The sequence below is a fragment of the Streptomyces sp. STR69 genome (genome assembly GCF_024519455.1).
Taxonomy (GTDB): Bacteria; Actinomycetota; Actinomycetes; order Streptomycetales; family Streptomycetaceae; genus Streptomyces.
Window position 1 is genome coordinate 400,306 of the sequence record NZ_JALJRY010000003.1, and the last position, 23,099, is coordinate 423,404.

Sequence of the window (23,099 nt, forward strand, 5' to 3'; positions counted from 1 at the left end):
GATGAGTGCACCTGCGCAACGACGCATCAACTCCGACACGCTCGCCGGCTACATCACCTACTACAGCCCGACCGGCCGCCGCTTCGGCCTGCGCACCTCGGACGAACGGGAGTTCACGGTCCACCTGCCCGCGAACGCGGTCTCGCGCATCGTCCGCAACCTCGGCGACGACTACCGCGACACCACCGCCGACACCGTCGACATGCTGGCCGAGGGCCGCTACGTCTTCGCGTACGGCATCCTCTACGAGTGGGAGGGCGGCTCCCGGTTCGAGGCCAAGGAGATCACCTTCCCGGAGGAGACCCGCGGCCAGTACGTCTTCGAGCACCCGAACTGGTGGGTCCAACAGGCCACCGCCATCGCCGACTTCTATCTGCGCGGCCACTTCCCCGACGGCGTGTACGACTGGCGCGGGTTCCGCACCCATCTCACGCTCAGCGGCACCCATCTGCCGGACTTCGCCGGCGCGGACGTACGCCAGGAGACCGACACCATCTCCCGGCTGGTCTACGGCCTGGCCACGGCGTATCTGCTGACCGGCAAGGACCGCTTCCTGGAGGCGGCCGAGGCAGGCACCGAGTATCTGCGCGAGCACATGCGGGTGGACGACACCGCCGACGGGATCACCTACTGGTACCACGGCGTCGACATCACGTCCTCCGGCCACCGTCCGGTCTTCGCCTCGGAGTTCGGCGACGACTTCGACGCCATCCCGATGTACGAGCAGATCTACGCGCTCGCCGGTCCCACCCAGACGTTCCGCATCACCGGCGACCCGCGGATCCTGCAGGACATCGACCGGACGGTCGAGCTGTTCCAGAAGTACTTCCGCGACCCCGTGCGCGGTGGGTTCTTCTCGCACCTCGACCCGATCACCCTGGACCCGAACGCCGACTCGCTCGGCCGCAACCGGTCCCGCAAGAACTGGAACTCGGTCGGCGACCACGCCCCGGCGTATCTGATCAACGCCTTTCTGGCGACGGGCCGTTCGGACTTCGCCGCGCTGCTGGAGGAGACCGCGGACACCATCGTGGAGCGGTTCCCGGACGAGCCGAACAGCCCCTTCGTGCAGGAGCGGTTCCACGCCGACTGGAGTCCGGACCGGACCTGGGGCTGGCAGCAGGACCGGGCCGTCGTCGGCCACAACCTGAAGATCGCCTGGAACCTGACCCGCATCAAGTCCCTGCACGACAAGCCCGAGTACGCCACGACCGCCGAGCGCATCGCCGAGATCATGCCGGCGGTGGGCAGCGACGGGCTGCGCGGCGGCTGGCTGGACGTGGTCGAGCGGCAGCCCGACCCGGACAGCGGCATCCACCGCATGGTGTGGCACGACCGCAAGGCCTGGTGGCAGCAGGAACAGGCGATCCTCGCCTATCTGATCCTGGCCGGCACCACCGGCGACCCGGAGCAGCTGCGGCTGGCGCGCGAGGCGGCGGCGTTCTACAACGCCTTCTTCCTCGACTGCCAGGACGGCGGCGTCTACTTCAACGTGCTGGCGAACGGCATCCCGTACCTGCTGGGCACCGAACGCCTCAAGGGCAGCCACGCGATGGCCGGTTACCACGCGCTGGAGCTGTGCTACCTGTCGGCCGCCTACACCGGGCTGCTGCTCAGCGACGACCCGGTCACCCTGCACTTCAAGCCGCGACCGGAGGACCTGCCGGGCCGGGTGCTGCGGGTGGCGCCGGATCTGCTGCCGGCCGGTTCGGTGGAGCTGACCCGGGTGTGGGTCGACGACCAGCCGTACCACAACTTCGACGGCAAGGACCTGACGGTCGTACTCCCGCGCGGCGACGAACCGGTGCGCGTACGCGTCGAGTTGGAGCCGGCCACGATGCGGCTGCGGATGCGCACCTCGTTCGACGGCGGCACCGCGCACGTCAGCTGCCACGGCGTGATCGACGCGACCGAACTGGGCAAGTTCCGCCGTGTCCTGGCCGAGGTCATGGCCGCGGCCCCGCAGCGCGTGGAGTTCCATCTGTGCGAGGTCGGGGGCATGTGCCGGCCCGCCATCAACGAGCTGCTGTTCCAGCGCACCAAGGCGGGTCTGGACGTCGACTTCGTCATCGTGGGCTGCGCGCTGCCGGACGTGGCGGACGCGCTGCTCGCCACGGACGCCTTCCTGCTGGCTGGGGGTGACGAGTGCAACCATGAATGACCTCGCGACGATCACCCTCCCATTACCCCCGATGCGCACCCCGGGGGCACCGCCGGGCACCTCCCCGGGTCTCCCCGCCTACTGCCGCGAGCTGTTCGGCGACTTCACCCGCGCCGACCAGCGGCGCTGGGGGGAGGTCTATGTGCGCGGGCTGCTGGACGTGCCCGGGCGCAAGACACCCGCCCGGATCTCCGAGCAGGTGCTCGGGAAGCGGGCCGTGCAGCAGATCCAGCAGTTCGTGAACCAGAGTCCGTGGGCGTCCGCTCCCGTGCGGGGGCGGCTCGCCCGGCAGGTGGTGCGGGCCTTCCGCGCCGAGGCCTGGTCCGTCGACGAGGTCGTCTTCGCCAAGAACGGCGACCGGTCGGTGGGCGTCGCCCGCCAGTACGCCGCCTCCCAGGAACGGACGGTGAACTGCCAACTGGCGCTCGCCGCCTCGCTGGTGGGCCAGGCGGGCGGGGTCCCGGTGAACTGGCGGCTGCTGCTGCCGGCCCGCTGGGACCGGGACGAGCGACTGCGCGGCCAGGCCCATGTGCCGACCCAGGAACGGTGCAGGCCGCGCTGGAGCTACGTACTGGAAGCGCTCGACGAGATGCTCGACGAGTGGTCGCTCGAACCGCTGCCGGTGCTGGCCGACTGGCGCTGCGAGAGCGACCCGGACCCGCTGCTGCGCGGTCTGGAGGCGCGCGGCCTGGGCTATCTCGTCCAGGCGGCGCCGCACACCCCGGTCCTGCTGCCCCGGCGGCAGGCCGCCGCCCCCGGGACGCGCGGCACGCTCGCCGAACTCGCCGCGCACGCGGCGCGCCACGGTGAGCGGGCCTCGGTGACCTGGCACGACCCGGTGACCGAACGCATGCGGCACTCGGAGTTCGTGACCGGCCCGGTGCTGCTGCGCGCGGACCCGGCCGCGGGCACACTCCCCCGGCCGCGTCTCCTGCTCGCGGACTGGCCCTACGGCCGCTCCCGGCCGCGCGCCTACTGGCTGACGAACCTCCCGGCCCGCCGGCTGGCGGAGATCGTGCCGCTGGCTCAGTTGCGGCGGTTCGCGGAAGGGGCGCTCGGCCGGATGCACGAGGAGTTCGGGCTCGGCGACTTCGAGGGCCGCTCCTTCCGGGGCTGGCACCACCATGTGACGCTGGCCTCGGCCGCGCTCGGCTACGACATGGTGCGCCAGCAGGCGGACGAGAGAGCCCTGAGCCGCCCGCGTGCCTGAGCCAGCGCCTCACGACGGCCCCGTACGGATACGTCCGTACGGGGCCGCCGTGCGCTCACTTCTGCCAGCCGACCTTGCTGAAGTCGACGTCGCCGAGTCCCGGCACCCCGTAGTTGGCGAGGCCCTTGCGCACGGCGAGGATCTGCGGTCGCTGGTAGAGCTCGATGTCGTGGCCGAGCCGCCAGATCTCGGCGTCCGCCCGGTCGTAGAGCCGCTCGGCGGTCCGTTCGTCGAGGGCGCCGACGGCCTGGCCGAGGAGCTGGTCCACCCGCGCCGAGCCGACCCCGCCGTAGTTCTGGAAGGGCTGTCCCGCCTCGGGGCGGCGGTAGATGGCGTAGGCGGAGCTCGGGTAGGTCAGGCCGGTGAACCGGAAGATGGCGAGGTCGAAGTTGCCCTTCTCCAGGTACTGCGGCGCGTAGGCGGACGCGGGCACCTTCTGGATGTCGACCCGGACGCCGGCCTGGGCCAGCATGTGCTGGACGAGCTGGGCCAGGTCCTCGCCGAGCCGGTTGGTGCCCTCGCTGAGCACGAAGCGGAGGGTGAGGCTGCGGCCGTTCTTGACGCGGATCTTCCCCGCGCCGGGACTCTTCCAGCCGGCGGCGTCCAGGGCCTTTTCGGCGGCCTTGAGGTCGTAGGTGCCGTAGGGCCTGGAGTTGTCGGCGTATCCGGGCTGGTTGGTCATGAAGAAGTGGTTGCCGAGCAACGGCACCTTGACCGGGAGGCCTTCGGCGGCGACGTCGGCCAACGCGGTGCGGTCGACGGCCTGTTGGACCGCGTTGCGTACCGCCTGGTCGGCAAGCGGGCCGCCCGCGCCGTTGAGGGTGATGTGCACCTCGTCCCAGGCGGAGCCGATGCGGATCTCGCTGTCCCGCGCGTTCTTCAACTGCGCGTAGGCCTCGCTGGTGGCCGCGTTGACCACGTCGACCTCGCCGTTCAGGAAGGCCTGCAGGGCGGCGTCGGCGTCGAGGACGCGGAAGACGATCCGGTCCAGTCTGGGTTTCGTGCCCCACCAGCGGGGGTCAGGGACGAGGGTGAGAGTCTGCGCTGTCCGGTCGACCGAGTCGAGTTTGAACGGGCCCGCGCTGATGGGCAGTTGACCCTGCCAGCCGGAGTTGAAGCGCTGCGGGGTGTCGTAGGCGGCGGCCGGGAAGAGCGGGGTGAACAGCCTGCGCCAGTCGGCGTACGGCTGCTTGAAGGTGACCCGCACCTCGTGGGCGCCGGCTCCCTGGCGTACGTCGGCGATACGGTCGTAGCCGCTGGTGTCGGCGACCAGGTAGCGCTGGTCGGCGCCGCCGAGCGCGTGCCACTGGGCGGCGAAGTCCCGCCAGCCCAGGGCCGTTCCGTCGGACCAGCGGGCCTTCGGGTTGAGCCGGTAGGTGACGACCTGGGGCGAGGTGCCGGTGACGGACGCGGAGAGCAGGTACTCCGGCACCGCGTGCGGGACGCCCTTGGCGTCGCGGGCGAAGAGCCGGGGCTCGGTCATGCTGTCGACGGTCCACACGTCGTCCAGGGCGCCGTCGACGTGGTCGAAGTTGAACTGCGTGATCATCTGCGCCATCGGCAGGGTCAGCGTGCCGCCCGATCGGAGGGCGTCCGCGGGCTGGGCGTTGATGTCGTAGGTGCCGTAGGTCGGCAGCGCCGGACGGCGGACGGTGCCGGGGGGACCGGAGCAGCCGGCCACGCCGAGGAGGACGAGCGTACACACCAGCGAGCGCGCGAGCCTGCCCCGTAATCGCTCCACCACGCGGCCCTCCCAGTACGGACGAACCGTCAACTGCCCGAACTGTCCTGCGCATTACGGAGCCGGAGCTTAACATCACGATGTGTCACCCACATGAAGCGGAACGAGGGCCCATGCTCTCCCTGATCCTCAGGCGCCTGGTCCACTGCACGATCCTCTTCCTGACCTCCGTCGTCCTCACCTACGCGCTCGCCTCGACCGCGCTCGATCCGCGCGCCTACTTCGAGGGCCGCCAGCCGCCCCCGCCGGCCCGGGTCGTCGACGCGGAGCTGTCCCGGCTGGGCATGGACGACCGCGCTCCGCTGCCGGAGCGCTTCGCGCACTGGGCGGGGCGGGCCGTCCACGGCGACCTGGGCCGGACCATCGACGGGGAGTCGGTGAACGCCGAGTTCGGCCGCCGGGTCGGGGTGTCGGTGCGGCTGCTGCTGATCGGCACCCTGGTGGGTACGGCGGTGGGGGTACTGGCCGGGGTGTGGGGGGCGGTCCGCCACGGCCGGCCGGGCGACCGGATCCTGACGGTGTTCTCGTTCGCGGTGCTGTGCGTGCCCACGTTCGTGCTGGCGCTGCTGCTGAAGACCGGGGCGCTGGCGGTCAACCGGGCCGCCGGTAGCCAGGTCATCCTCTACACGGGCGAGCACACACCGGGTCTGCAGGGCGACTGGACCGTCCAACTGCGGGACACGGCCGCCCACTTGCTGCTGCCGGCGATCTGTGTGGCGATCCCCGCGATCGCCTCCTACAGCCGCTACCAGCGCGCCGCCACCCTCGACGTCCTGGGCGCCGACCATCTGCGCACCGCCCGGGCCAAGGGGCTCACCCCGGGCCGTGCGCTGCTGCGGCACGGGCTGCGGATCTCGCTCGTCCCGGTGTCGGTGTTCTTCGCCTACGGGATGCTGGCCCTGTTCACCGGAGCGGTGTTCACCGAGGCGGTCTTCGGCTGGCCCGGCATGGGCAGTTGGCTCGTCGACTCGGTGCAGAAGGGCGACGTGAACTCGGTGGTGGCCGTCAACATCTTCGCCGCGGCCGTGGTCCTGCTCGCCGGGCTGCTCGCCGACGTCCTGCACGCACTGCTCGATCCCCGGGTACGGCAGCCATGAGGGGCGGCGGGCGGGGGCGCGTGGTGCTGCGCCGGACGGTACGGCGGCCGGGGGCGCTGTGCGGGCTCGCGGTCCTGCTGGTCCTGTTCGCCCTGGCGTTCCTCGGGCCGTACATCAGCCCGTGGACGCACACGGACGTCGACTACACCGCGCTGCGGCAGCCGCCGGACGCGCGGCACTGGATGGGCACCAACCGGATCGGGCAGGACGTCTTCGCCCAGGTGGTGCGGGGACTGCAGAAGTCGCTGCTGATCGGGCTCCTGGTCGCGGTGTTCTCGACCGGGCTCGCCGCGGTGGTGGGTGCCTGCGCGGGCTACTTCGGCGGCTGGACGGACCGGGTGCTGATGTTCGTCGTGGACCTCATGCTCGTCCTCCCGGCCTTCCTCGTGCTGTCCGTGGCCGCGCCCCGGCTGCGCGACCGGAGCTGGATCGCGCTGGTCGGGCTGCTGGCGCTGCTGGGCTGGATGGTCACCGCGCGGGCCGTGCGCGGGATGACCCGGTCGCTGAAAGAGCGTCAGTTCGTGGTGGTGGCACGGCTGATGGGTGTCTCACCGGTTCGGATCCTGTGGCGGCACGTGCTGCCGCACACGGCGTCGTTCCTCATCACGGACGCGACGCTGGCCGTGGGCGCGGCGGTGATCAGCGAGACCGGGCTGTCGTACTTCGGTCTCGGCGTACAGCCCCCTGACGTGTCCCTCGGCACGCTGATCGCGGACGCGACGGACGTGGCGCTGGTGTATCCGTGGATGTTCTTCTTCCCCACCGGGCTGCTGATCGCGTTCGTGCTGGCCGTCAACCTCGTCGGCGGTGCGCTGCGGGACGCGCTCGATCCGACGACGGTGGACGCCGTCGCGCCGTCCCGTACGACGGTGTCGGGGATGTCGCGGTGAACGCCGTCCTTGAGGTCCATGACCTGACGGTCGCCGTCGGCGTGGGGCGACGCCCGCCGGTGCCCGTGGTGCGAGGCGTCGATCTCGTCCTTCGCCGCGGTGAAGTACTGGGCCTGGTGGGCGAGTCGGGGACCGGCAAGACCCTCACCGCACTCTCCCTCATGGGGCTCGCGCCGCCGGGCGCAACGGTGGGCGGGTCGGTACGGCTGCTGGGCGAGGAGCTGCTGGGGCTGCCGGAGCGGGAGTTGGCGCGGGTGCGCGGGCGCCGGATCGCCATGGTCTTCCAGGACCCGCTGCACGCCTTCACCCCGGTGCGGCGGGTCGGCGACCAGCTCGCGGAGGCGGTGCGCATCCACCAACGCCCGCGCCCGCAGCGGGAGTCGGCGCAGCGGCGGGCGGTGGAGCTGCTGGACTTCGTAGGGGTGCCGGAGCCTGCACGGGCCTCTCGTGCCTACCCGCATCAGCTGTCCGGGGGGATGCTGCAACGGGCGATGATCGCGATGGCGATGGCCAACGGCCCCGATGTCCTGGTCGCGGACGAGCCCACCAGCGCGCTCGATGTCACCGTGCAGGCACAGGTGTTGGACGCCCTCGCCGACGCCCGCCGGGAGACCGGCGCGGCCCTGCTGCTGGTCACGCACGACCTCGGCGTGATCGCGGGCACGGCGGACCGGGTCGCCGTGCTGTACGCGGGCCGGGTCGTGGAGACGGGCCCGGTCGAGGCGGTACTCACCCGCCCCCGGATGCCTTACACGGTCGGACTCGTCGGCTCGGTACCGCGGACCGATGCCCGGGTCCCCCTCACCCCGATACCGGGAACGGCCCCGACACCGGGCACGACGGGTCCCGGCTGCGCCTTCGCACCCCGCTGCCCGCTCACCCAGCCGGAGTGCGAAACCTCCGACATCCCCCTCGTGGGCGTGGACAGCCCCTCCCGCGCCGGCCTCGCCGGCCCCGCCACGCACGAGGCGGCGTGCCGCCGGATCCCCCTGGTCATCCACCGGACGGCGACGGGACTGTTTCCGCCGGGCGGGGCATGGGCTGTCGTGGGCGGGAAGCACGCCGGACCTGTCGGGACGCGCGGCGTCCACGGCGCTGGACCCCACCCGAGCGGGCAACCCGCGCTACCGGGCAGAGGATCGGCCGTCCCGGGCCGGGGCCACACCACGCCGGGTGGAAGACACGCCCTCCCAAGTGCCCTCCAGTCGACGGCGTTTCCCCTGTCCCGCCCCGGCCCGGCCGCCCCCGAGGTCGTGCTCCGGGTTTCCGGTCTCGCCAAGACGTACGTGCCCGTCAGTGGTCGGCGCCGTCGTGAGCGGGCGGTTCGGGCGGTCGAGGACGTCGATCTGGAGGTGTGCCGCGGGGAGACCCTCGCGTTGGTCGGTGAGTCCGGGGCCGGGAAGTCGACGGCGCTGATGGAGATCGTGTCGCTCACCGCCCCGGAGGCGGGGATCGTGGAGATCCTCGGGCAGGATGTCGCACGGCTGACCCGGCGGACCGCGCGACTGCTGCGCGGTGCCGTGCAGATCGTGCCGCAGGATCCCCTGTCGAGTCTGGATCCGCGGATGCCGGTGGGCGACATCGTCGCCGAGCCGTTGTATGCGCGGCGGGTGCCACGGGGCGTCGTAGAGTCGCGGATTCCGCGGTTGCTGACTCAGGTGGGTCTGGATCCGGCGGACGCGGAACGTTATCCGCATCAGTTCTCCGGGGGGCAGCGCCAGCGTGTCGCCATCGCGCGCGCCCTGGCCGTGGAGCCCGCGCTGCTGCTGCTCGACGAGCCGGTGTCCGCGCTGGACGTGTCCGTGCAGGCCCAGATCCTGGATCTGTTGCTCCGGCTGAAGCGGGAGTTGGGGCCGGCGTATCTGCTGGTGTCGCACGATCTGGCGGTGGTCCGGCAGATCGCCGACCGGGTGTCCGTGATGTATGGCGGACGGGTCGTGGAGACGGGGCCCGTCGCCGAGGTGTTCGACGGGCCCCGCCATCCCTACGCGCGGGCGCTGCTGTCGGCCGTCCCGCTGCCCGACCCGGTCGCCGAGCGCGCCCGGCGCCGGATCGTGCTGCCCGGCGAACCCCCGGCCGGCGTACCGCTCGTCGGGGGATGCCGTTTCCGGCCCCGTTGTCCCGTCGCCGCGGCCCTGTCGGCCGGGCGGCGGATGCGCTGCGAGACCGAGGTCCCGCGGCCGTCCCAGGTCACCCCGGCCGGCACCCATACGGTGGCGTGCCACTTCCCGCACCGGGGACTGCCCTGGGAGGGGACACGGACAGACCGGGGGACGACCGGTCGGCCCTGGAGCGAGCCGCCGGACCGTCCTCCGGTCCGCTGAGCCTCGTGTGCCGTTGTCCGTACGGCCGCCTCAGCAACAGGCGCCGCTCGCACCGCTCGACTGGGCAATGCCCTCGCGCAAGGGATGCGTGGTGGCGCCCGAACCGTTCAACCAGAGTCCGCTCGTCACTAGCCCACCGACGAAGACGACGATTGCGATGAGCGTGAATACTTTGATGCTCATGAAAATCTCCTCTCCGAGCATTTACGGATGACGCGTTGACAAGATGAGTCAACAAGAACTTACTCAATCAGTCAAGTATTAATCTCACAAAAGACGATCTCGAAAAGCGGAATGCCCACACCCAAATGAAGTTTGAATTAACGCAAATTCAGAAAATGCCAGCCCAGACCACTTCGCGCCAGCGAATCGATCAAGAAGACTCCATTGGATGGCAGGCGACTTACTGGTAACGTTGATCTGTCATCCCGGTGGTCATAGCCACCTCCTAGGAGCCCACATGGACCCTCTCGAAAACACGACGACCGCAGGGCTGGGCAACCGCATCCGGCTGCTGCGCGGCAAACGTGGCCTCAAGCAGCAGGACCTGGCGTCCAGCGAGATTTCGGCGAGCTACATCTCCTTGATCGAATCCGGCAAGCGCGCACCGTCGGACGCGGTGCTCGCCGCCCTCGCGGAGCGCCTCGGCTGCTCTGCCGAGTACCTGCGCAGCGGACGGGACGACCACGAGCTGGAGGAGGCCCGCCTGCGGCTGGCCTTCGGCGAGATGGCCCTGCGCAACGGCAGCAACGGCGAGGCCCTGCAGACCCTCAGCGAGCTGCTGACCAGGCCCACCCTCCTGGACGTCTCGATGACCCGGCGGGCGCGCATGGGGCAGGCCTCCGCGCTGGAGAAGCTCGACCGCACCGAGGCCGCCATCGCGGTCCTGGAGGAACTCCAGCGGGACCCCGACCTGGCGCCGGGTTCAGCCGAGTGGTGCCAGATCGCGGTCGCCCTGTGCCGCTGCTATCGCAACGCCGGCGACATCACGCTCAGCATCGAGATCGGCGAGCGCGCCATGGCCCGGCTGGACGCCCTCGGCCTGGACGTGACGGTCGACCACGTCCAGCTCGGTGCCACCCTCATGGGCTCGTTCCACATGCGCGGCGACCTCATCCACGCCCAGCTGATGGGCGGCAAGCTCCTGGACGCCGCCGAGAAGCAGGGCGCGAGGGCAGCGCGTGGCGCCGTCTACTGGAACGCCGGTCTTGTGGCCCGTTCCCGCGGCCAGCTCAACGAGGCCCTGGCCCTGGTGGAGCGGGCGCTCGCGCTGATGTCCGAGGACGACAACCTGCGCCACCTCGCCATGCTCAAGATGAACTACGGCTCCCTGCTGCTCCAGGTCGACGAGCCCGAACCGGCGCGCGGCAAGCAGCTGCTGGAGGAGGCGCAGCAACTCCTGGCCGAGGTGGGCAACGCGCCGGAGCTCGCCCAGTGCGAGATCGGTCTCGCCGACGCCGACGCGATGCTCGGGCAGTGGGACGAGGCCGCGGCGCACGCCGAGCGGGCCCTCGGGCTGACCGGCACCGAGTCCCGCATCCAGGCGGTCGGCGCGCGCGGCACGCTCGCCGAGATCCAGCTGATGCGCGGCAACCACGAGCAGGCCGCACAGTATCTGCAGGCCGCCACCCGGCAGCTGCGCCAGTTCCGGCCCTCCCACCAGGTGGCCCTCAACTGGCGTTACCTGGGCGACCTGTGGAAGCGGCAGGGCAACACCGCCGAGGCGCTCAAGGCGTACGACCGGGCGCTGTCGGCCGCCGGTATGGCACCGCACCGCGACCCCGGGCAGATCCTCTCCGAGCAGCACCGCGCCTGAACTGCCCGCCGTTTTCCCGAATCCGGTACGGACCTTTGCCCCTCACCCCCGCCAAAGGCACGGACCTTTCGGCGTCGAGCGGTCCGACGGGGCAGGCGACCCGGTTCCGTTTCCGGCCGGATCCGCGCCCTCCGAACCCCCCGCCTGGAAGAGTGCCCGGGGCGGGGGGTTCGCCGTGTCTCCGTTCGACGGGCCGTGAGGGCGGGAAATCCGTCGGTGAATTCCGCCCGGTCTCCCGCCGCCGGAATTCCCTTACACGGCACGGGAGTTGGTATTCCGGCGGGGGTCGGTGAATTCGGCGGAGTTCAGCGGGCGGTGTTCGCCAGCCGGTGCACGGCGGCGAGCGGGACCTTCAACCGGTCGGGGCGGTGGCGGGATTCGTATACGGCCTCGTACACGGCCTTGTCCGCCTCGAGGGCGCGCAGCGCGACCGGTTGGCAGCGCGGGTCCTCCCGCCCGGCCGAGGCGTATCCCTCGATGAACGCCCGCCGGTTGCGCACCGCCCACGCATAGGCGCGCCGGCGTCGGCGCAGTCGCCGCGCGGGCGAGCCCTCCTCCCCCGGGTCGCCGGACTCGCGGGCGGCCAGGCCGGTGCGGGCCGCGTAGTCGAAGGAGCGCAGCATGCCCGCGATGTCCCGCAACACCGGTTGCGGGCGGGCGCGTTCGGCGGCGGGCCGGGCAGGTTCGCCCTCGAAGTCGACGATCCGCCAGCCGTCCGCGGTGCGCAGCGCCTGGCCCAGATGGAGATCTCCGTGGGTGCGCTGGGCGAAGACGGGGCTGCCGCGCCCGGCGACCCGGGCGTAGTCGTCGAAGAGGGCGCCGAGCCGGGTGGTGTAGCGGGCGAGTGCCGGAACCTCCTCGGCGGCCTCCTTGAGCCGCATGTTCATGCGTGCCGCTTCCTCGGCCACGTCCTGTGCCGTGAGGCGGTTTCGGCCGAACGCCTTGCCCAGCGCGCCGTGCACGTCCGCCACGGCTCGGCCGAGCCCGTGCGCGTGCGCGGTGAAGCCGCCGGTGGCCGGGGCGGTGCGGCCCACGCCGTCCATGCAGTCGCCCGCCTGCCGCACCGCCTCCTCCCAGCCGTCGCGAGCGTCGGGCAGGAACTCCTCGATCAGGCCGAGCACCAGGCCCTCCGCGCCCTGGGCGTCGCTGTGCAGCGCCCCGTAGAGGTGGGGGGTGCGGGCGCAGTGCTGCCGGGTGAGCGCGTGCAGGGCCTCGACCTCGGTGTGCGGTCCCGGTTCGGGGCGGCGGAAGATCTTGAGGAGGATCCGGCCGCCGTACGCCACGGCCGTGTTGCTCATCTCGCCGTCGAGCGGGTGGGGCACGAGGCCGACGGGCAGGGGGTAGCGGCCGGTGCGTTCCAGGCGCAGGCCGGGGTCGGTGCCGGGGCCCGCGAGGGTGCGCAGCAGCAGCCCGAGCAGGGCGCCGTCGGCGAGGGCGTCGTAGACCTGCCAGCCCTGGAAGGGGCCGGTGGGCACGGTGGCGATGGCGGCCGGTTCGAGGCGGGTGGGGAGGTGGGGGTGCAGGCCGAGCAGGAGTTGGTAGTCGAGGACCGACCGGTCCTCGCGCCGGGCCGAGACCACGGCGTGCAGCAGCAGGGGCGGTTCGGTGCCGAGCACGGTGGCGGCTCTGGCTTCGAGCCGTGCTCCGCCGTAGCGGGCGTCGAACCATCGGCGGCCCTCCAGCCATGGTGCGAGGGCCGGCAGCAGGGGTTCGAGGATGCCGTCGCTCATGTTCCCTCCGCGGGTGTGAGCACGTGCGCGACCTGGTGGGCCGGATCGAGGCGTACGTAGGTGGACTCGCCCCAGGCGTAGGTCTCGCCGGTGAGTTCGTCGCGCAGCTTGCGGGTGCCGTCGGCGGGCAGGCCGAGGGCGGCCGGGTCGCAGGTGACGGTGGCCTCGTGGGCGTGGTGCGGGTCGAGGTTGACGATCACGAGCACCAAGTCGGTGGAGCCGTCGGGGAGTTCGACGTGTTTGGTGTAGGCGAGGAGCTGGTCGTTGTCCGTGCTCTGCAGGCGCAGGTTGCGCAACTCCTGGAGTGCGGGGTGCTGTCGGCGGATCCGGTTGAGGAGGGTGATCAGCGGGGCGATGGTGCGGCCCTCGGCCTCCGCCGACGCCCAGTCCCGGGGCCGGAGTTGGTACTTCTCCGAGGCGAGGTAGTCCTCGGTGTCCTCCGCCAGCGGGGTGTTCTCGCAGAGTTCGTAGCCGGCGTAGACGCCCCAGCTCGGCGCGGCGGTCGCGGCGAGCACGGCCCGGACCTCGAAGGCGGGCCTGCCACCGTGCTGGAGGTAGGCGTGCAGGATGTCGGGGGTGTTCACGAAGAGGTTGGGCCGCAGGAAGTCGGCGCTGTCCCGGGCGAGTTCGGGGAGGTAGGCGGTCAGTTCGGCCTTGGTGTTCTTCCAGGTGAAGTAGGTGTACGACTGCTGGAAGCCGGCCTGCGCCAGCGCGTGCACCATGGCCCGCCGGGTGAACGCCTCGGCGAGGAACAGCACGTCGGGGTCGGTGGCATCGACCTCGGCGATCAGCCACTCCCAGAACTGCACCGGTTTGGTGTGCGGGTTGTCGACGCGGAAGATGCGCACGCCCAGGGCCATCCAGTGCCGCACGATCCGCAGCGCCTCGGCGTACAGGCCCTCGGGGTCGCCGTCGAAGTCGAGTTGGTGGATGTCCTCGTACGTCTTGGGCGGGTTCTCGGCGTAGGCGATGGAGCCGTCGGCTCGGTGGTGGAACCACTCGGGGTGCTCGGTGAGCCAGGGGTGGTCCGGCGAGCACTGGAGGGCGAGGTCGAGGGCGACTTCGAGGCCCAACTCCCTTGCGGTGGCGACGAAATGGCGGAAGTCGTCCTCGGTGCCGAGGTCGGGGTGGATGGTGTCGTGGCCGCCGTGCCGGGATCCGATGGCCCAGGGCGAGCCGACGTCGTCGGGGCCGGCGTGGAGGGTGTTGTTCGCGCCCTTGCGATGGGTGGTGCCGATCGGATGGACGGGCGGGAGGTAGACGACGTCGAAGCCCATGGCGGCGACGGCGGGCAGCCGTTCGGCGGCCGTCCGCAGTGTGCCGCCGACCGGGCGGCTGCCCGCCCGGACCACCGCGCCCTCCGAGCGCGGGAACAGTTCGTACCAGGAGCCGACGAGGGCGCGCCGCCGTTCGACGCGCAGCGGCAGGGGCCGGGAGGCGGTGACGAGATCACGCAGCGCGTAGCGCCCCAGGGCGGCCGTCACCCGGGGGGTGGTGACGGCGGACAGCCGGGCCGGAGGGGGGCCCAGGGTGTCGCGGAGCGCGGCCACGGCCGCGGAGACCGCCTCCCGGCGGTCCGATGCGGTGATGCCGAGTGCCGCCCGTTCGTGCAGCAACGCGCCCTCGGTCAGGGTGAGTTCGGTGTCGACGTCCGCCTCTAGCTTCAGCGCGGCGTCGTGCCGCCAGGTCTCCAGCGGGTCGGCCCAGGCCTCGACGCGGAAGGTCCACAGGCCCTCCGTGTCGGGCACCACGGTCGCCCGCCAGCGGTCGGCGTCCTCGTCGACGAGGGTCATCGGGACCCGGTGGGCGGGGCGCCCCGCGGGATCGTGCAGGACGACGTCCGCGGCGACGGCGCCGTGGCCCTCGCGGAAGACGGTGGCCGTGATGTCGAGGTGTTCTCCGGTCACGGCCTTGGCGGGCAGCTCCCCGTCCCGCACCCGTGGTCGGACGTCGAGGACGGGGATGCGCCCGGTCACCGGTGTCATGGTTGACTCCTCCCCGGTCGGATCGCGTCAGCGGAGCCCGGTCGGGGCCGGCGTACGGGATGCGAGCAGGTCGATGATGGTCCGTGCGAAGAGGTGGCAGTGGTTGCCGGTGCGGCCGGTGACCAGGTCGTCGTGGATGACGACGTCCTGGTCGACGTACTCGCCGCCCATGTTCCGCAGGTCGCCCAGCAGGTTGTTGTGCACCACCGCGCGCCTGCCCTGCATCAGGCCCTGCACGGGTGCGGCGAGCCACATGCCATGGCAGATGATGCCCTTGAGGATCGCCGGGTCGGCGAACGCGCGGCGCAGGAACTGGCTGGCGGGCGGGAGCAGTTGGGGGTCCTCGGTGAAGCGCAGCCGGTCGGCGACCATCCCGGAGGGGACGATCACCGCGGAGTACTCCTTCAGCGCGAACTCGTCGAGGTCCTCGAAGGACTCGGTGACCTCGAAGGGCATGCGGTGCTCATGACCCTGGAAGGTCATCTGCTCGTTGCCCCACAGCCGGGACAGGAAGTGGATCTCGGCTCCCTCCTCGGGGAAGCGGTACCGGTAGTAGAGGATCTCGGGCTCGTAGAAGTCGCTCTCCATCAGGACGGCGATCTTGTGACCGGACAGTCGCACGGCGGCTACCCCTTCCCCTTGGCGGTCACCAGGTCGATGAGGAACGGCCCGCGGTGCGCGAGCGCCTGCGCGACCGCCTCCTCGGCCTGCCCGGGCTTCTCGACCCGTACGGCGGCCACGCCGAGCGAGCCGGCGAGGGAGACGAAGTCGACGGCCGGGCTGCTCAGGTCGAAGATCTCGGGCTGTTCGTGGGCGGGGATGTGCTGGTCCCGCCAGTACTCCTCGATGTTGTCCTCAAGGAGCTTGTAGCGGCCGTTGTTGCAGATGACGAACTTGGTGGGGAGGCCGTAGCGGGCCGCCGTCCACAAGGCCTGGAAGGTGTACATGCTGCCGCCGTCGCCGGTGAAGCCGACCACCGTGCGGTCGGGGTGGGCGAGTTGGGCGCCCAGCGCGCCGGGGATGCCGACGCCGAGGGAGCCGCCGCGGGTCGCCATCCACTGGCCCGGCACGGTCGGCGCCAGCCGGCGGAAGAGCTCCGGGGACGCCGTCAGCGCCTCGTCGAACAGGATCGCGTCCGACGGCAGCCGGCGGGCGAACTCCTGGGCGAGGGCGAGGGTGGGCAGTTCCAGGGCGGTGGCCGTGGCCTCCTCCCTCGCGTCGGCCGCCGCGAGCGCGGCCGAGCGCTGCGCGGCGTGCCGGCGCAGCCGCTCGGCCGCCGCCGTCCGCCGCCCGAGGCCCATCTCCCGGCCGAGCGCGTCGGCGAGCAGGCCCAGGGTGGCCTTGGGGTCGGCGACGATACCGAGGTCGACGGGGTGGTTCTTGGCGATCGCGCCGGAGTCGAGGTCGATGTGCACGACCGGGACACCGGCCCCGAAGACACCGTCGAGTGCCGGGTACACCTCGGGCAGCACATAGGTGCCCACGATGAGGACCCCGTCGGCCGCGCCGGTGGTCTTTCGGCTCTGCTCGCCGAACATGTGGCCCAACTGGCCCGCGTAGGCGGGGTGTTCGACGGACAGGTTGACCTCGGCCCAGTCCGCGCCGTACACGTCTGCGCCCCACACCTCGGCCAGCCGCCCCAACTCGGCCTGGGCGCCCGCGAAGTGGACACCGTCGCCGGCGATGACGAGCGGGTTGCGGGCGTCGGCGAGCAGCGCGGCGGCCCTCGCCACGGTGTCGGGGGCGGGCAGACTGCGGGTCTCCGGGTAGGAGACGGGCGCCACCGGTTCGGCGGTGTCGCGGTCCATGACGTCGGCGGGCAGCACGACCAGCACCGGACCGTACGGCGGGGTCGCGGCGACCTTGAAGGCACGGCGCAGCACCCGCAGCGTGGAGTCGGGGTCGACCACGCGGGTGGCCCACTTGGTCACCGGTTTGGCCATGCCGACCAGGTCGGCGGCCATCTGCGCGTCCATGCTGTCGTAGCGCAGCCCGGCCTCGCCGACCAGGGTGACGATCGGGGCGTGGCCGCGCATCGCCTGGTAGAGCATGCCGATGCCGTTGCCGAGCCCGACTCCGGAGTGGAGTTGCAGGACCGCCGGGGTGCGGGTGGCGCGTGCGTAGCCGTCGGCCATGCCGACGGCCGTGCACTCCTGGAGGGCCAGGATGTACTGGATCGAGGGGAAGGAGCGCAGTTCGTCGAGGAACCCCTGCTCGACCGTGCCGGGGTTGCCGAACATGAACCGGACCCCTTCGGCCTGCAGTTGTTCGAGCAGCGCGATCCGCGCGGGCCTGCTGTCCATCGTGTGCTCACCTCTCGTCGGGGCGAAGGAGCGTGGGACGGTCGCCTGGGTCAGGCGGTCGTCCTGAACCCCCACTGCCGCAGGCCCTGTTCGAGGACCTCGACGGTCTTCTGTCCGGTCAGGTAGGAGTCGGGCGTCGAACGGCCCGTGATGAACGGGTAGTCGACGATGACGGAGGTCTCCTTGCCGAAGTTCCCGTGGTAGGCGCCGCCGGGTGCGGTGGCGTCGCGCAGGATGTACTCCAGCGGGTACGGCGGCGGCCCCATGACGAAGTCGGTGCCGAGGAACCCGGTGCCGTCCTTGTAGTCGTACTCGATGCAGTGGCCGGTGACGTGCTTGCCGCGGATGAGGGACTCGCGGGTCTCCTGGTCGCGGGCGAAGGCGAGGCAGGCGACGCCGTAGCACTCGGCGGCGATCGGCCGGTCCAGGGCGTGGAAGGCGAGGATCAGGTCGTGGACCCGCCAGTTGTTGGCGAGGTCGACGATCGGTCCGCTGCCGCCGACGATCAGCAGTGCGTCGTAGCGGTCGGCGATCTGTGAACGCACCTGCTCCAGGCGGGTGTTGTAGGCCTCCCAGTCGCGCAGGAAGTACGGCTTGGACCGGTAGGGCCGGTCGGGCAGCCAGGACGACAGGTCGAGTGGGTTGTCGAGCCGGTCCGAGTCCTCGACCTTGCGCACCTTGGCGGCGGTCTCGGGGGTGGTGACGGAGCGGCCGAGCGGCGGGTCGACGTACTCGGGGTCCATGCTCGGCGGCAGCGCCTGCGGGCGCTTGCCGGTGGGGGTGGCGAAGGTGAGGTGGTAGCCGGCCTGGTCGAAGGTCTCCAGGGGGCCGATCAACTCCTCGCCCCAGTAGCCGTGTTCGGACAGGACGACCAGAATGCGCCTGCTCATGGGGTTCCTCCCGTTCGGCGGGACGGTGCCAACTGGCGGATTCCTGTCTACGTCGGGGCCGTTCGCCCCGGCCGCCGGCGGCGCCCCGCTCACGGCACATCCTCAAGTGGCCGAACGCACTACGGCATGTTGTGGCCATCGGTCTTCATTCCGTGAACCCACCGGCGCACGCCGGGAGTTGCCGCAGCTCGGGCCGCGACTTCGCACAGTGCGGCCGGTCCGCGCGCACGAGCGGACCGGGCGGGCGCGGATGTGGGGTCATCGGACCCGTGCCGCTTCCGGCCCCCGGGAGCGGAACCCCCGATGAGCGGAGACACACATGCCGAGCGAACAGACCGGCTCCGACCGGGAGATCGCCGGGTTCGTGCAGCGCTGGTACGACCTGCTGAGCGAGCACGCGCCGGTCGAGGAGCTGCTGCCCTTCGTCGCCGACCAGGGCCTGGTGATGGCCTTCCCGGAGCGGACCCTGTACAGCCACGCCGACTTCCTCGACTGGTACACGGCCGTCGGCGCGGCCTACACCGACCAGAGCCACACCGTCGAGGAGGTCACCGTGCACGAGGACGGCACCCGTGTCGACGTCGACGTCACGGTGGTGTGGACCGCCAAGTCGACTGCGGACGGCACCGTTTCGTCCTTCCGGATCAACCAGAAGTGGCAGCTGGAGCGCCCCGCGCCGGGCGCCCGCCCGCTGATCGTCGACTACCGGGTCGGCGAGCCGGCCGCGATCTGATTCCCGTCACCTTTTGGAGGCTGTCATGCCGTCGAAGTCGCTGCCCCTCGGGGCCGATTACATCGTCGTCGGCGCCGGCTCGGCCGGCTGCGCGGTCGCGGCCCGCCTGACCGAGGATCCGTCAACGACCGTGGTCCTGCTGGAGGCGGGCGGCTGGGACGAGCGCCCCGAGATCCACCGGGCCGACGCGGCCTCGGTCCTCTCGCTGCTCACCGCCGAGTGGCGGAGCGAGATCGACTGGGGCTACGTCACCGAGTCCGAGGCGGGCATGGAGGGCCGCCGTGTCCCCGTGGCCCGTGGCAAGGTCGTCGGCGGATGCAGTTCCGTCAACGCCCTGATGTGGGTGCGCGGCAGCCGCCACGACTACACCCGCTGGGTCGCCGAGGGCGCGACCGGATGGTCCTACGACGAGGTCCTGCCGTTCTTCCGGCTGGCCGAGGACTACTCGGGCGGCGCCGACGAGTTCCGTGGCGCGGGCGGTCCCGTCCGGGTGCGGCAGCTGGACCGACCCTCGCCGATCGCGCGGGCGTTCGTGGAAGGCGCCGGTGAACTCGGGTACGCCACCGACACCGACGGGGACTACAACGGCGTCCGGCAGGAGGGCTTCGGCTTCCTGTACCAGACGTTCCGCGACGACGCGGGCCGCCGGTGCAGCACCGCCGACGCGTATCTGCGGCCGGCCCTCGGGCGCCCCAACCTGACCGTGCTGACCGACACCCTGGCCACCCGGCTGCTCCTCACCGGGACGCGGGTCACGGGCGTCGAGTACGTCCAGGACGGCACCCGGCACGAACTGCGCGCCGACAGTGAAGTCATCGTGTCCGCCGGGGCGTTCGAGACGCCGAAGCTGCTCATGCTGTCCGGCATCGGGCCCGCCGTGCAACTGCGGGAGCACGGCATCCGCTGTGTCCAGGACCTGCCGGGAGTCGGCGCCGGACTGCAGGACCACCTGTTCACGCCCATCTGCTACCAGTCGCTCCAGGAGCACCCGGACGGGGCGCTGCTGTCCGAGGCGGGGCTGTTCACCCACACCCGCGAGGCCGGTCCGGAGGACTCCCCCGACCTCCAATTCACCTTCGGCCCCATCAAGTTCCTGCCGGCCGCCGCCCCCGCCGACCAGTGGGAGGGTCCCGGCTTCACCTTCGCGCCGATCGCACTGCGACCGGAGAGCCGGGGCCGGATACGGCTGCGCGACGCCGACCCGACGTCCAACGCCGTCGTCAGCGCCGGCTACCTCACCTCCACCGCCGACCTCGACGTCCTGGTGCGCGGCGTGCAGTTGGCCCGCGAGCTGGCCGCCACCCGCGCCTTCGACGCGTTCCGCGGCGACGAGCTGGGCCCCGGCAAGGACGTCACCGGACCCGCCGAGCTGCGCCGGTACGTCGCCACGAACGCGACCACCCTGTGGCACCCGGCCGGCACCTGCCGGATGGGCACGGGCGCGGACGCCGTCACCGACCCCGAGCTGCGCGTGCACGGCATCGCGGGGCTGCGGGTCGCGGACGCGTCGGTGATGCCGTCGATCACCGCGGGCAACACGCACGCGCCCAGCGTCATGATCGGCGAGCGTGCGGCGGCGTTCGTCCGCGAGGCAGCCGTCCCGGCTCTCTCCGAACTCTCCCTGTCCGACGTCCACTTGAGCTAGGGGATGCACCATGTCCGACCTCGACCAGTCCCAGCAGGAGAACCTGAAGCTGTACCGGCGGTTCCTCGACGCGTTCAACGCCGGGGACCAGGCGGAGATGCCCCGGGTCATCGCCGCCGACTTCACCGACCACCACCCCGGGTTCGACATCAACGGCCTCGACTCCTATCTGGAGGCGCTGCGCGGGGCCTACAACACCCTTGATCTGAAGGGTGAGTTGGAGGAGCTGTCGGCGCTCGGCGAGGACCGGGTGCTGACCCGGGTCAGGCTGACCGGCACACACCTCGGCGAGCTGCTCGGCTTCCCGGCCACGGGCCGCAAGGTGGAGTGGTCCACCACCGAGATCTGGCGGGTCCGGGGCGGCCTGTTCGTGGAGCGGTGGGCTCAGGACGACATGCTCGGGCTGCGCGAGCAGATCTCCTCGGACGCCTCGAACCTGGCCGTCGTCCAGCAGGTCAGCGACGCCGTCAACCAGCGCCGCCTGGACGCCCTCGACGACCTGTTCGGGCCGACGTTCCACGACAACAACCCGGCGTGGAGCTGCGAGAGCCTGGAGGAGCTGAAGGGGATCATCCAGGGCGCGTACGACGGGCTCGACTTCTCCGTGCACCTCGACGCGCTCTACCCGGCCGCACCGGACAAGGTGATCATGCACATCACCTTCCACGGCAGGCACATCGCGCCGTTCTTCGGCCAGGAGCCGACCGGCAAGGAGGTCTCCTGGACCAGCCTTGAGGTCTACCGGCTGGAGGACGGCAAGGTCGTCGAGCGCTGGGTGCAGGCCGACACCGCGGGCCTGATGCGCCAGGTCGGCGTCCCGCTCCCCTGATCGATCCCGTACCCCGGAACAGCCACAGGAAAGGACAGGTGCATGAACACCCGAGAAGTGGTCGACACGTACTACCGGCTGGCCAACTCCGGCGAGTGGGACGCCTGGTGCGACCTGTTCGCCATCGACCAGACCATGGACGAGCAGCTGGCCGGACATGTCGAGGGCCGCGAGACCCTCCGGGAGATGATGAAGGGCTTCCCGGAGATGTACGCCTCCTTCGCCAACGTGCCCCGTCACGTGGTCGTGGACGGCGAGCAGGCCGCGGTGGTCTCCGACATCACCGGTCGCACCCACGACGGCATCACCGTCGAGGCGAAGGTCTGCAACTACTTCCGCGTCACCGGCGGCCTCATCACCTACTTCGCGAACTTCCACGACAGTGTGCCGTTCGCCGCGGTCACCGGGAAGTGAGGGCTCACCGATGACGACCGCCGCTCCCGCCGGCCTGCGCTGGTCGCACGTCGGCCTCAACTGCCGTGACCAGAAGGCCACGGAGGACTTCTACACCCGGCACTTCGGGTTCGCCCGAGCCCGGGTGGTGGAGGCCGACGGGGTCCGCGTGGTGTTCCTGCGCAACGGCCCCGTCTATCTGGAGCTGTTCGCGACCGGCGCGGACGCCCTGTTCACCACGGCGAAGGACGGCCCGGCCAACCCCGGCACGGCACGCCATCTCGCGTTCCAGGTCGACGACGTGGACGCGTTCCTCGCCGCCGCCGGGGGCGAACTGGAGCCGCTGCTCGGCCCGTTGACCTTCGACGAGTTCATCCCCGGCTGGAAGACGGTGTGGGTGTCCGACCCGGACGGCATCGTGCTGGAGGTCAGCCAGGGCTACACCGATCAGACCACCGACGAACTGGCCACGTACGCCTGACAGGAGAGTGCACCACCATGAGGCCCGTCCCCGACCAGACCATCCTCCTCACCGGCGCCACCGACGGCATGGGCCGTGAGCTGGCCCGTGAACTCGCCGCGCAGGGGGCGTCGTTGATCCTGCACGGCCGCAACGCGGCCAAGGGCGCGGAGCTGTTGGCCGAGCTGCGCGCGTCCACCGGCAACAACCGGCTCAGCTACGAGCTGGCCGACTTCTCCTCGCTGGAGGACATCCGCAAGCTGGCCGACCGGATCCTCGCCACGCACGACCGGCTCGACGCGCTGGTGAACAACGCCGGCATCGGGGTCGAGCTGGTGCGCCACGAGAGCCAGGACGGACTGGAACTCACCTTCCAGGTCGACTACTTGGCGGCGTACATGCTCAGCTGCCGGCTGGCGCCGCTGCTGGTGCGCTCGGCCCCGGCCCGCATCATCAACGTCAGCTCCGCGGGCCAGGCGCCGATCGACTTCCGTGACGTGATGCTGGAGCGGCACTGGGACGGGGTGCAGGCCTACTGCCAGGCGAAGCTGGCCCAGATCAGCCTGACCATCGACCTCGCGGAGCGGCTGCGCGGCACCGGGGTGACGGCCAACGCCCTGCACCCGGCGTCGTACATGCCGACGAAGATGGTGGTGAACCTGTTCACCCCGCAGTCCACGGTCGCGGAGGGTGTGCACAGCACCCTGCGCCTGATCACCGACCCTGCCCTCGACGACGTCACGGGCACCTACTTCAACCGCACCCAGCGCGCCCGGGCGGGCGCCCAGGCCTACGACGAGAAGGCGCGTGCCCAACTGCGGGCGCTGAGCGAGTCGTTGACCGGGGTGGTCTTCCCGGCCGACCTGAGCGGCTGAGCGGCCCACGGCAGTAC

The 23,099-nt window shown here is 71.3% G+C and carries 19 protein-coding genes; 12 read left to right on the top strand and 7 right to left on the bottom strand.

All coding sequences use genetic code 11. The annotated features are described in order from the left end of the window. The first annotated feature begins 1 nt into the window (after position 1). Positions 2-2,161 (top strand): AGE family epimerase/isomerase, encoded by a 2,160-nt coding sequence (locus tag OC490_RS08110; RefSeq protein WP_262057127.1) that lies wholly within the window; start codon positions 2-4, stop codon positions 2,159-2,161. Next, entirely contained in the window at positions 2,154-3,371 is a 1,218-nt protein-coding gene (locus OC490_RS08115) for an IS701 family transposase (protein WP_262057128.1), read from the top strand. Before OC490_RS08110 ends, OC490_RS08115 begins: the two co-directional genes overlap by 8 nt. A gap of 55 nt (positions 3,372-3,426) precedes the next feature. Here OC490_RS08115 and OC490_RS08120 read toward each other — a convergent pair whose 3' ends face one another. Beyond that, positions 3,427-5,076 carry an ABC transporter family substrate-binding protein gene (locus tag OC490_RS08120; RefSeq protein WP_410098596.1) on the bottom strand — a complete coding sequence of 550 codons (1,650 nt, stop codon included), beginning with the start codon at positions 5,074-5,076 and terminating at the stop codon, positions 3,427-3,429. Positions 5,077-5,225: 149 nt separating this feature from the next. Here OC490_RS08120 and OC490_RS08125 point away from each other — a divergent pair, with 149 nt between their 5' ends. From OC490_RS08125 to OC490_RS08135, 3 genes are read left to right on the top strand one after another with little or no spacing between them, the layout of a single operon-like run. Further along, entirely contained in the window at positions 5,226-6,209 is a 984-nt protein-coding gene (locus tag OC490_RS08125; protein WP_262057130.1) for an ABC transporter permease, read from the top strand. Then, positions 6,206-7,099: an ABC transporter permease gene (locus OC490_RS08130; protein ID WP_262057131.1), complete on the top strand. Its 894-nt coding sequence runs from the start codon at positions 6,206-6,208 to the stop codon at positions 7,097-7,099. Before OC490_RS08125 ends, OC490_RS08130 begins: the two co-directional genes overlap by 4 nt. Next, a complete protein-coding gene (locus tag OC490_RS08135; protein ID WP_262057132.1) occupies positions 7,096-9,423 on the top strand; it encodes an ABC transporter ATP-binding protein in 2,328 nt (775 codons plus the stop codon). The genes OC490_RS08130 and OC490_RS08135 overlap by 4 nt, the downstream gene beginning before the upstream one ends. Positions 9,424-9,453: 30 nt before the next feature. Here OC490_RS08135 and OC490_RS08140 read toward each other — a convergent pair whose 3' ends face one another. After that, positions 9,454-9,606 (bottom strand): hypothetical protein, encoded by a 153-nt coding sequence (locus tag OC490_RS08140; protein ID WP_158697264.1) that lies wholly within the window; start codon positions 9,604-9,606, stop codon positions 9,454-9,456. A gap of 277 nt (positions 9,607-9,883) precedes the next feature. Between OC490_RS08140 and OC490_RS08145 the strand changes: the two genes are divergently transcribed. After that, positions 9,884-11,239 carry a helix-turn-helix domain-containing protein gene (locus OC490_RS08145; protein WP_262057133.1) on the top strand — a complete coding sequence of 452 codons (1,356 nt, stop codon included), beginning with the start codon at positions 9,884-9,886 and terminating at the stop codon, positions 11,237-11,239. Positions 11,240-11,544: 305 nt separating this feature from the next. On the opposite strand, the gene OC490_RS08150 is transcribed toward OC490_RS08145, so the two are convergent. From OC490_RS08150 to OC490_RS08170, 5 genes are read right to left on the bottom strand one after another with little or no spacing between them, the layout of a single operon-like run. Next, on the bottom strand, positions 11,545-12,969 hold the full coding sequence (locus tag OC490_RS08150) for a maltokinase N-terminal cap-like domain-containing protein (RefSeq protein WP_262057134.1): 1,425 nt from the start codon (positions 12,967-12,969) through the stop codon (positions 11,545-11,547). Further along, positions 12,966-14,954 carry an alpha-1,4-glucan--maltose-1-phosphate maltosyltransferase gene (locus OC490_RS08155; protein WP_315986659.1) on the bottom strand — a complete coding sequence of 663 codons (1,989 nt, stop codon included), beginning with the start codon at positions 14,952-14,954 and terminating at the stop codon, positions 12,966-12,968. The genes OC490_RS08150 and OC490_RS08155 overlap by 4 nt, the downstream gene beginning before the upstream one ends. Before the next feature lie 27 nt (positions 14,955-14,981). Next, positions 14,982-15,575, bottom strand: a complete 594-nt coding sequence (locus tag OC490_RS08160; RefSeq protein WP_262057135.1) for a DJ-1/PfpI family protein — start codon at positions 15,573-15,575, stop codon at positions 14,982-14,984. A gap of 5 nt (positions 15,576-15,580) precedes the next feature. Next, positions 15,581-17,257 (bottom strand): thiamine pyrophosphate-binding protein, encoded by a 1,677-nt coding sequence (locus OC490_RS08165; protein ID WP_262057136.1) that lies wholly within the window; start codon positions 17,255-17,257, stop codon positions 15,581-15,583. 50 nt (positions 17,258-17,307) lie between these two features. Next, positions 17,308-18,147: a type 1 glutamine amidotransferase domain-containing protein gene (locus tag OC490_RS08170; RefSeq protein ID WP_262057137.1), complete on the bottom strand. Its 840-nt coding sequence runs from the start codon at positions 18,145-18,147 to the stop codon at positions 17,308-17,310. A gap of 319 nt (positions 18,148-18,466) precedes the next feature. Here OC490_RS08170 and OC490_RS08175 point away from each other — a divergent pair, with 319 nt between their 5' ends. From OC490_RS08175 to OC490_RS08200, 6 genes are read left to right on the top strand one after another with little or no spacing between them, the layout of a single operon-like run. Further along, entirely contained in the window at positions 18,467-18,880 is a 414-nt protein-coding gene (locus OC490_RS08175) for a nuclear transport factor 2 family protein (RefSeq protein ID WP_262057138.1), read from the top strand. Positions 18,881-18,905: 25 nt separating this feature from the next. Continuing rightward, positions 18,906-20,525 carry a GMC family oxidoreductase gene (locus OC490_RS08180; protein WP_262057139.1) on the top strand — a complete coding sequence of 540 codons (1,620 nt, stop codon included), beginning with the start codon at positions 18,906-18,908 and terminating at the stop codon, positions 20,523-20,525. Positions 20,526-20,535: 10 nt separating this feature from the next. Next, positions 20,536-21,354 (top strand): ester cyclase, encoded by an 819-nt coding sequence (locus OC490_RS08185; protein ID WP_262057140.1) that lies wholly within the window; start codon positions 20,536-20,538, stop codon positions 21,352-21,354. 42 nt (positions 21,355-21,396) lie between these two features. Beyond that, on the top strand, positions 21,397-21,768 hold the full coding sequence (locus OC490_RS08190) for a nuclear transport factor 2 family protein (protein WP_262057141.1): 372 nt from the start codon (positions 21,397-21,399) through the stop codon (positions 21,766-21,768). A gap of 10 nt (positions 21,769-21,778) precedes the next feature. Next, positions 21,779-22,228, top strand: a complete 450-nt coding sequence (locus tag OC490_RS08195; protein WP_262057142.1) for a VOC family protein — start codon at positions 21,779-21,781, stop codon at positions 22,226-22,228. A 17-nt stretch (positions 22,229-22,245) separates the two neighbouring features. Beyond that, positions 22,246-23,082 (top strand): SDR family NAD(P)-dependent oxidoreductase, encoded by an 837-nt coding sequence (locus OC490_RS08200; RefSeq protein ID WP_262057143.1) that lies wholly within the window; start codon positions 22,246-22,248, stop codon positions 23,080-23,082. Positions 23,083-23,099: the final 17 nt, after the last annotated feature.

What these genes read in the sequence shown, in the direction of transcription:
- OC490_RS08180 (WP_262057139.1), top strand. Translation starts at nt 18,906, where the DNA reads ATGCCGTCGAAGTCGCTGCCCCTCGGGGCCGATTACATCGTCGTCGGC.
- OC490_RS08115 (WP_262057128.1), top strand. Translation starts at nt 2,154, where the DNA reads ATGAATGACCTCGCGACGATCACCCTCCCATTACCCCCGATGCGCACC.
- OC490_RS08145 (WP_262057133.1), top strand. Translation starts at nt 9,884, where the DNA reads ATGGACCCTCTCGAAAACACGACGACCGCAGGGCTGGGCAACCGCATC.
- OC490_RS08110 (WP_262057127.1), top strand. Translation starts at nt 2, where the DNA reads ATGAGTGCACCTGCGCAACGACGCATCAACTCCGACACGCTCGCCGGC.
- OC490_RS08155 (WP_315986659.1), bottom strand. Translation starts at nt 14,954, where the DNA reads ATGACACCGGTGACCGGGCGCATCCCCGTCCTCGACGTCCGACCACGG.
- OC490_RS08150 (WP_262057134.1), bottom strand. Translation starts at nt 12,969, where the DNA reads ATGAGCGACGGCATCCTCGAACCCCTGCTGCCGGCCCTCGCACCATGG.
- OC490_RS08165 (WP_262057136.1), bottom strand. Translation starts at nt 17,257, where the DNA reads ATGGACAGCAGGCCCGCGCGGATCGCGCTGCTCGAACAACTGCAGGCC.
- OC490_RS08140 (WP_158697264.1), bottom strand. Translation starts at nt 9,606, where the DNA reads ATGAGCATCAAAGTATTCACGCTCATCGCAATCGTCGTCTTCGTCGGT.
- OC490_RS08170 (WP_262057137.1), bottom strand. Translation starts at nt 18,147, where the DNA reads ATGAGCAGGCGCATTCTGGTCGTCCTGTCCGAACACGGCTACTGGGGC.
- OC490_RS08190 (WP_262057141.1), top strand. Translation starts at nt 21,397, where the DNA reads ATGAACACCCGAGAAGTGGTCGACACGTACTACCGGCTGGCCAACTCC.
- OC490_RS08130 (WP_262057131.1), top strand. Translation starts at nt 6,206, where the DNA reads ATGAGGGGCGGCGGGCGGGGGCGCGTGGTGCTGCGCCGGACGGTACGG.
- OC490_RS08125 (WP_262057130.1), top strand. Translation starts at nt 5,226, where the DNA reads ATGCTCTCCCTGATCCTCAGGCGCCTGGTCCACTGCACGATCCTCTTC.
- OC490_RS08200 (WP_262057143.1), top strand. Translation starts at nt 22,246, where the DNA reads ATGAGGCCCGTCCCCGACCAGACCATCCTCCTCACCGGCGCCACCGAC.
- OC490_RS08185 (WP_262057140.1), top strand. Translation starts at nt 20,536, where the DNA reads ATGTCCGACCTCGACCAGTCCCAGCAGGAGAACCTGAAGCTGTACCGG.
- OC490_RS08175 (WP_262057138.1), top strand. Translation starts at nt 18,467, where the DNA reads ATGCCGAGCGAACAGACCGGCTCCGACCGGGAGATCGCCGGGTTCGTG.
- OC490_RS08195 (WP_262057142.1), top strand. Translation starts at nt 21,779, where the DNA reads ATGACGACCGCCGCTCCCGCCGGCCTGCGCTGGTCGCACGTCGGCCTC.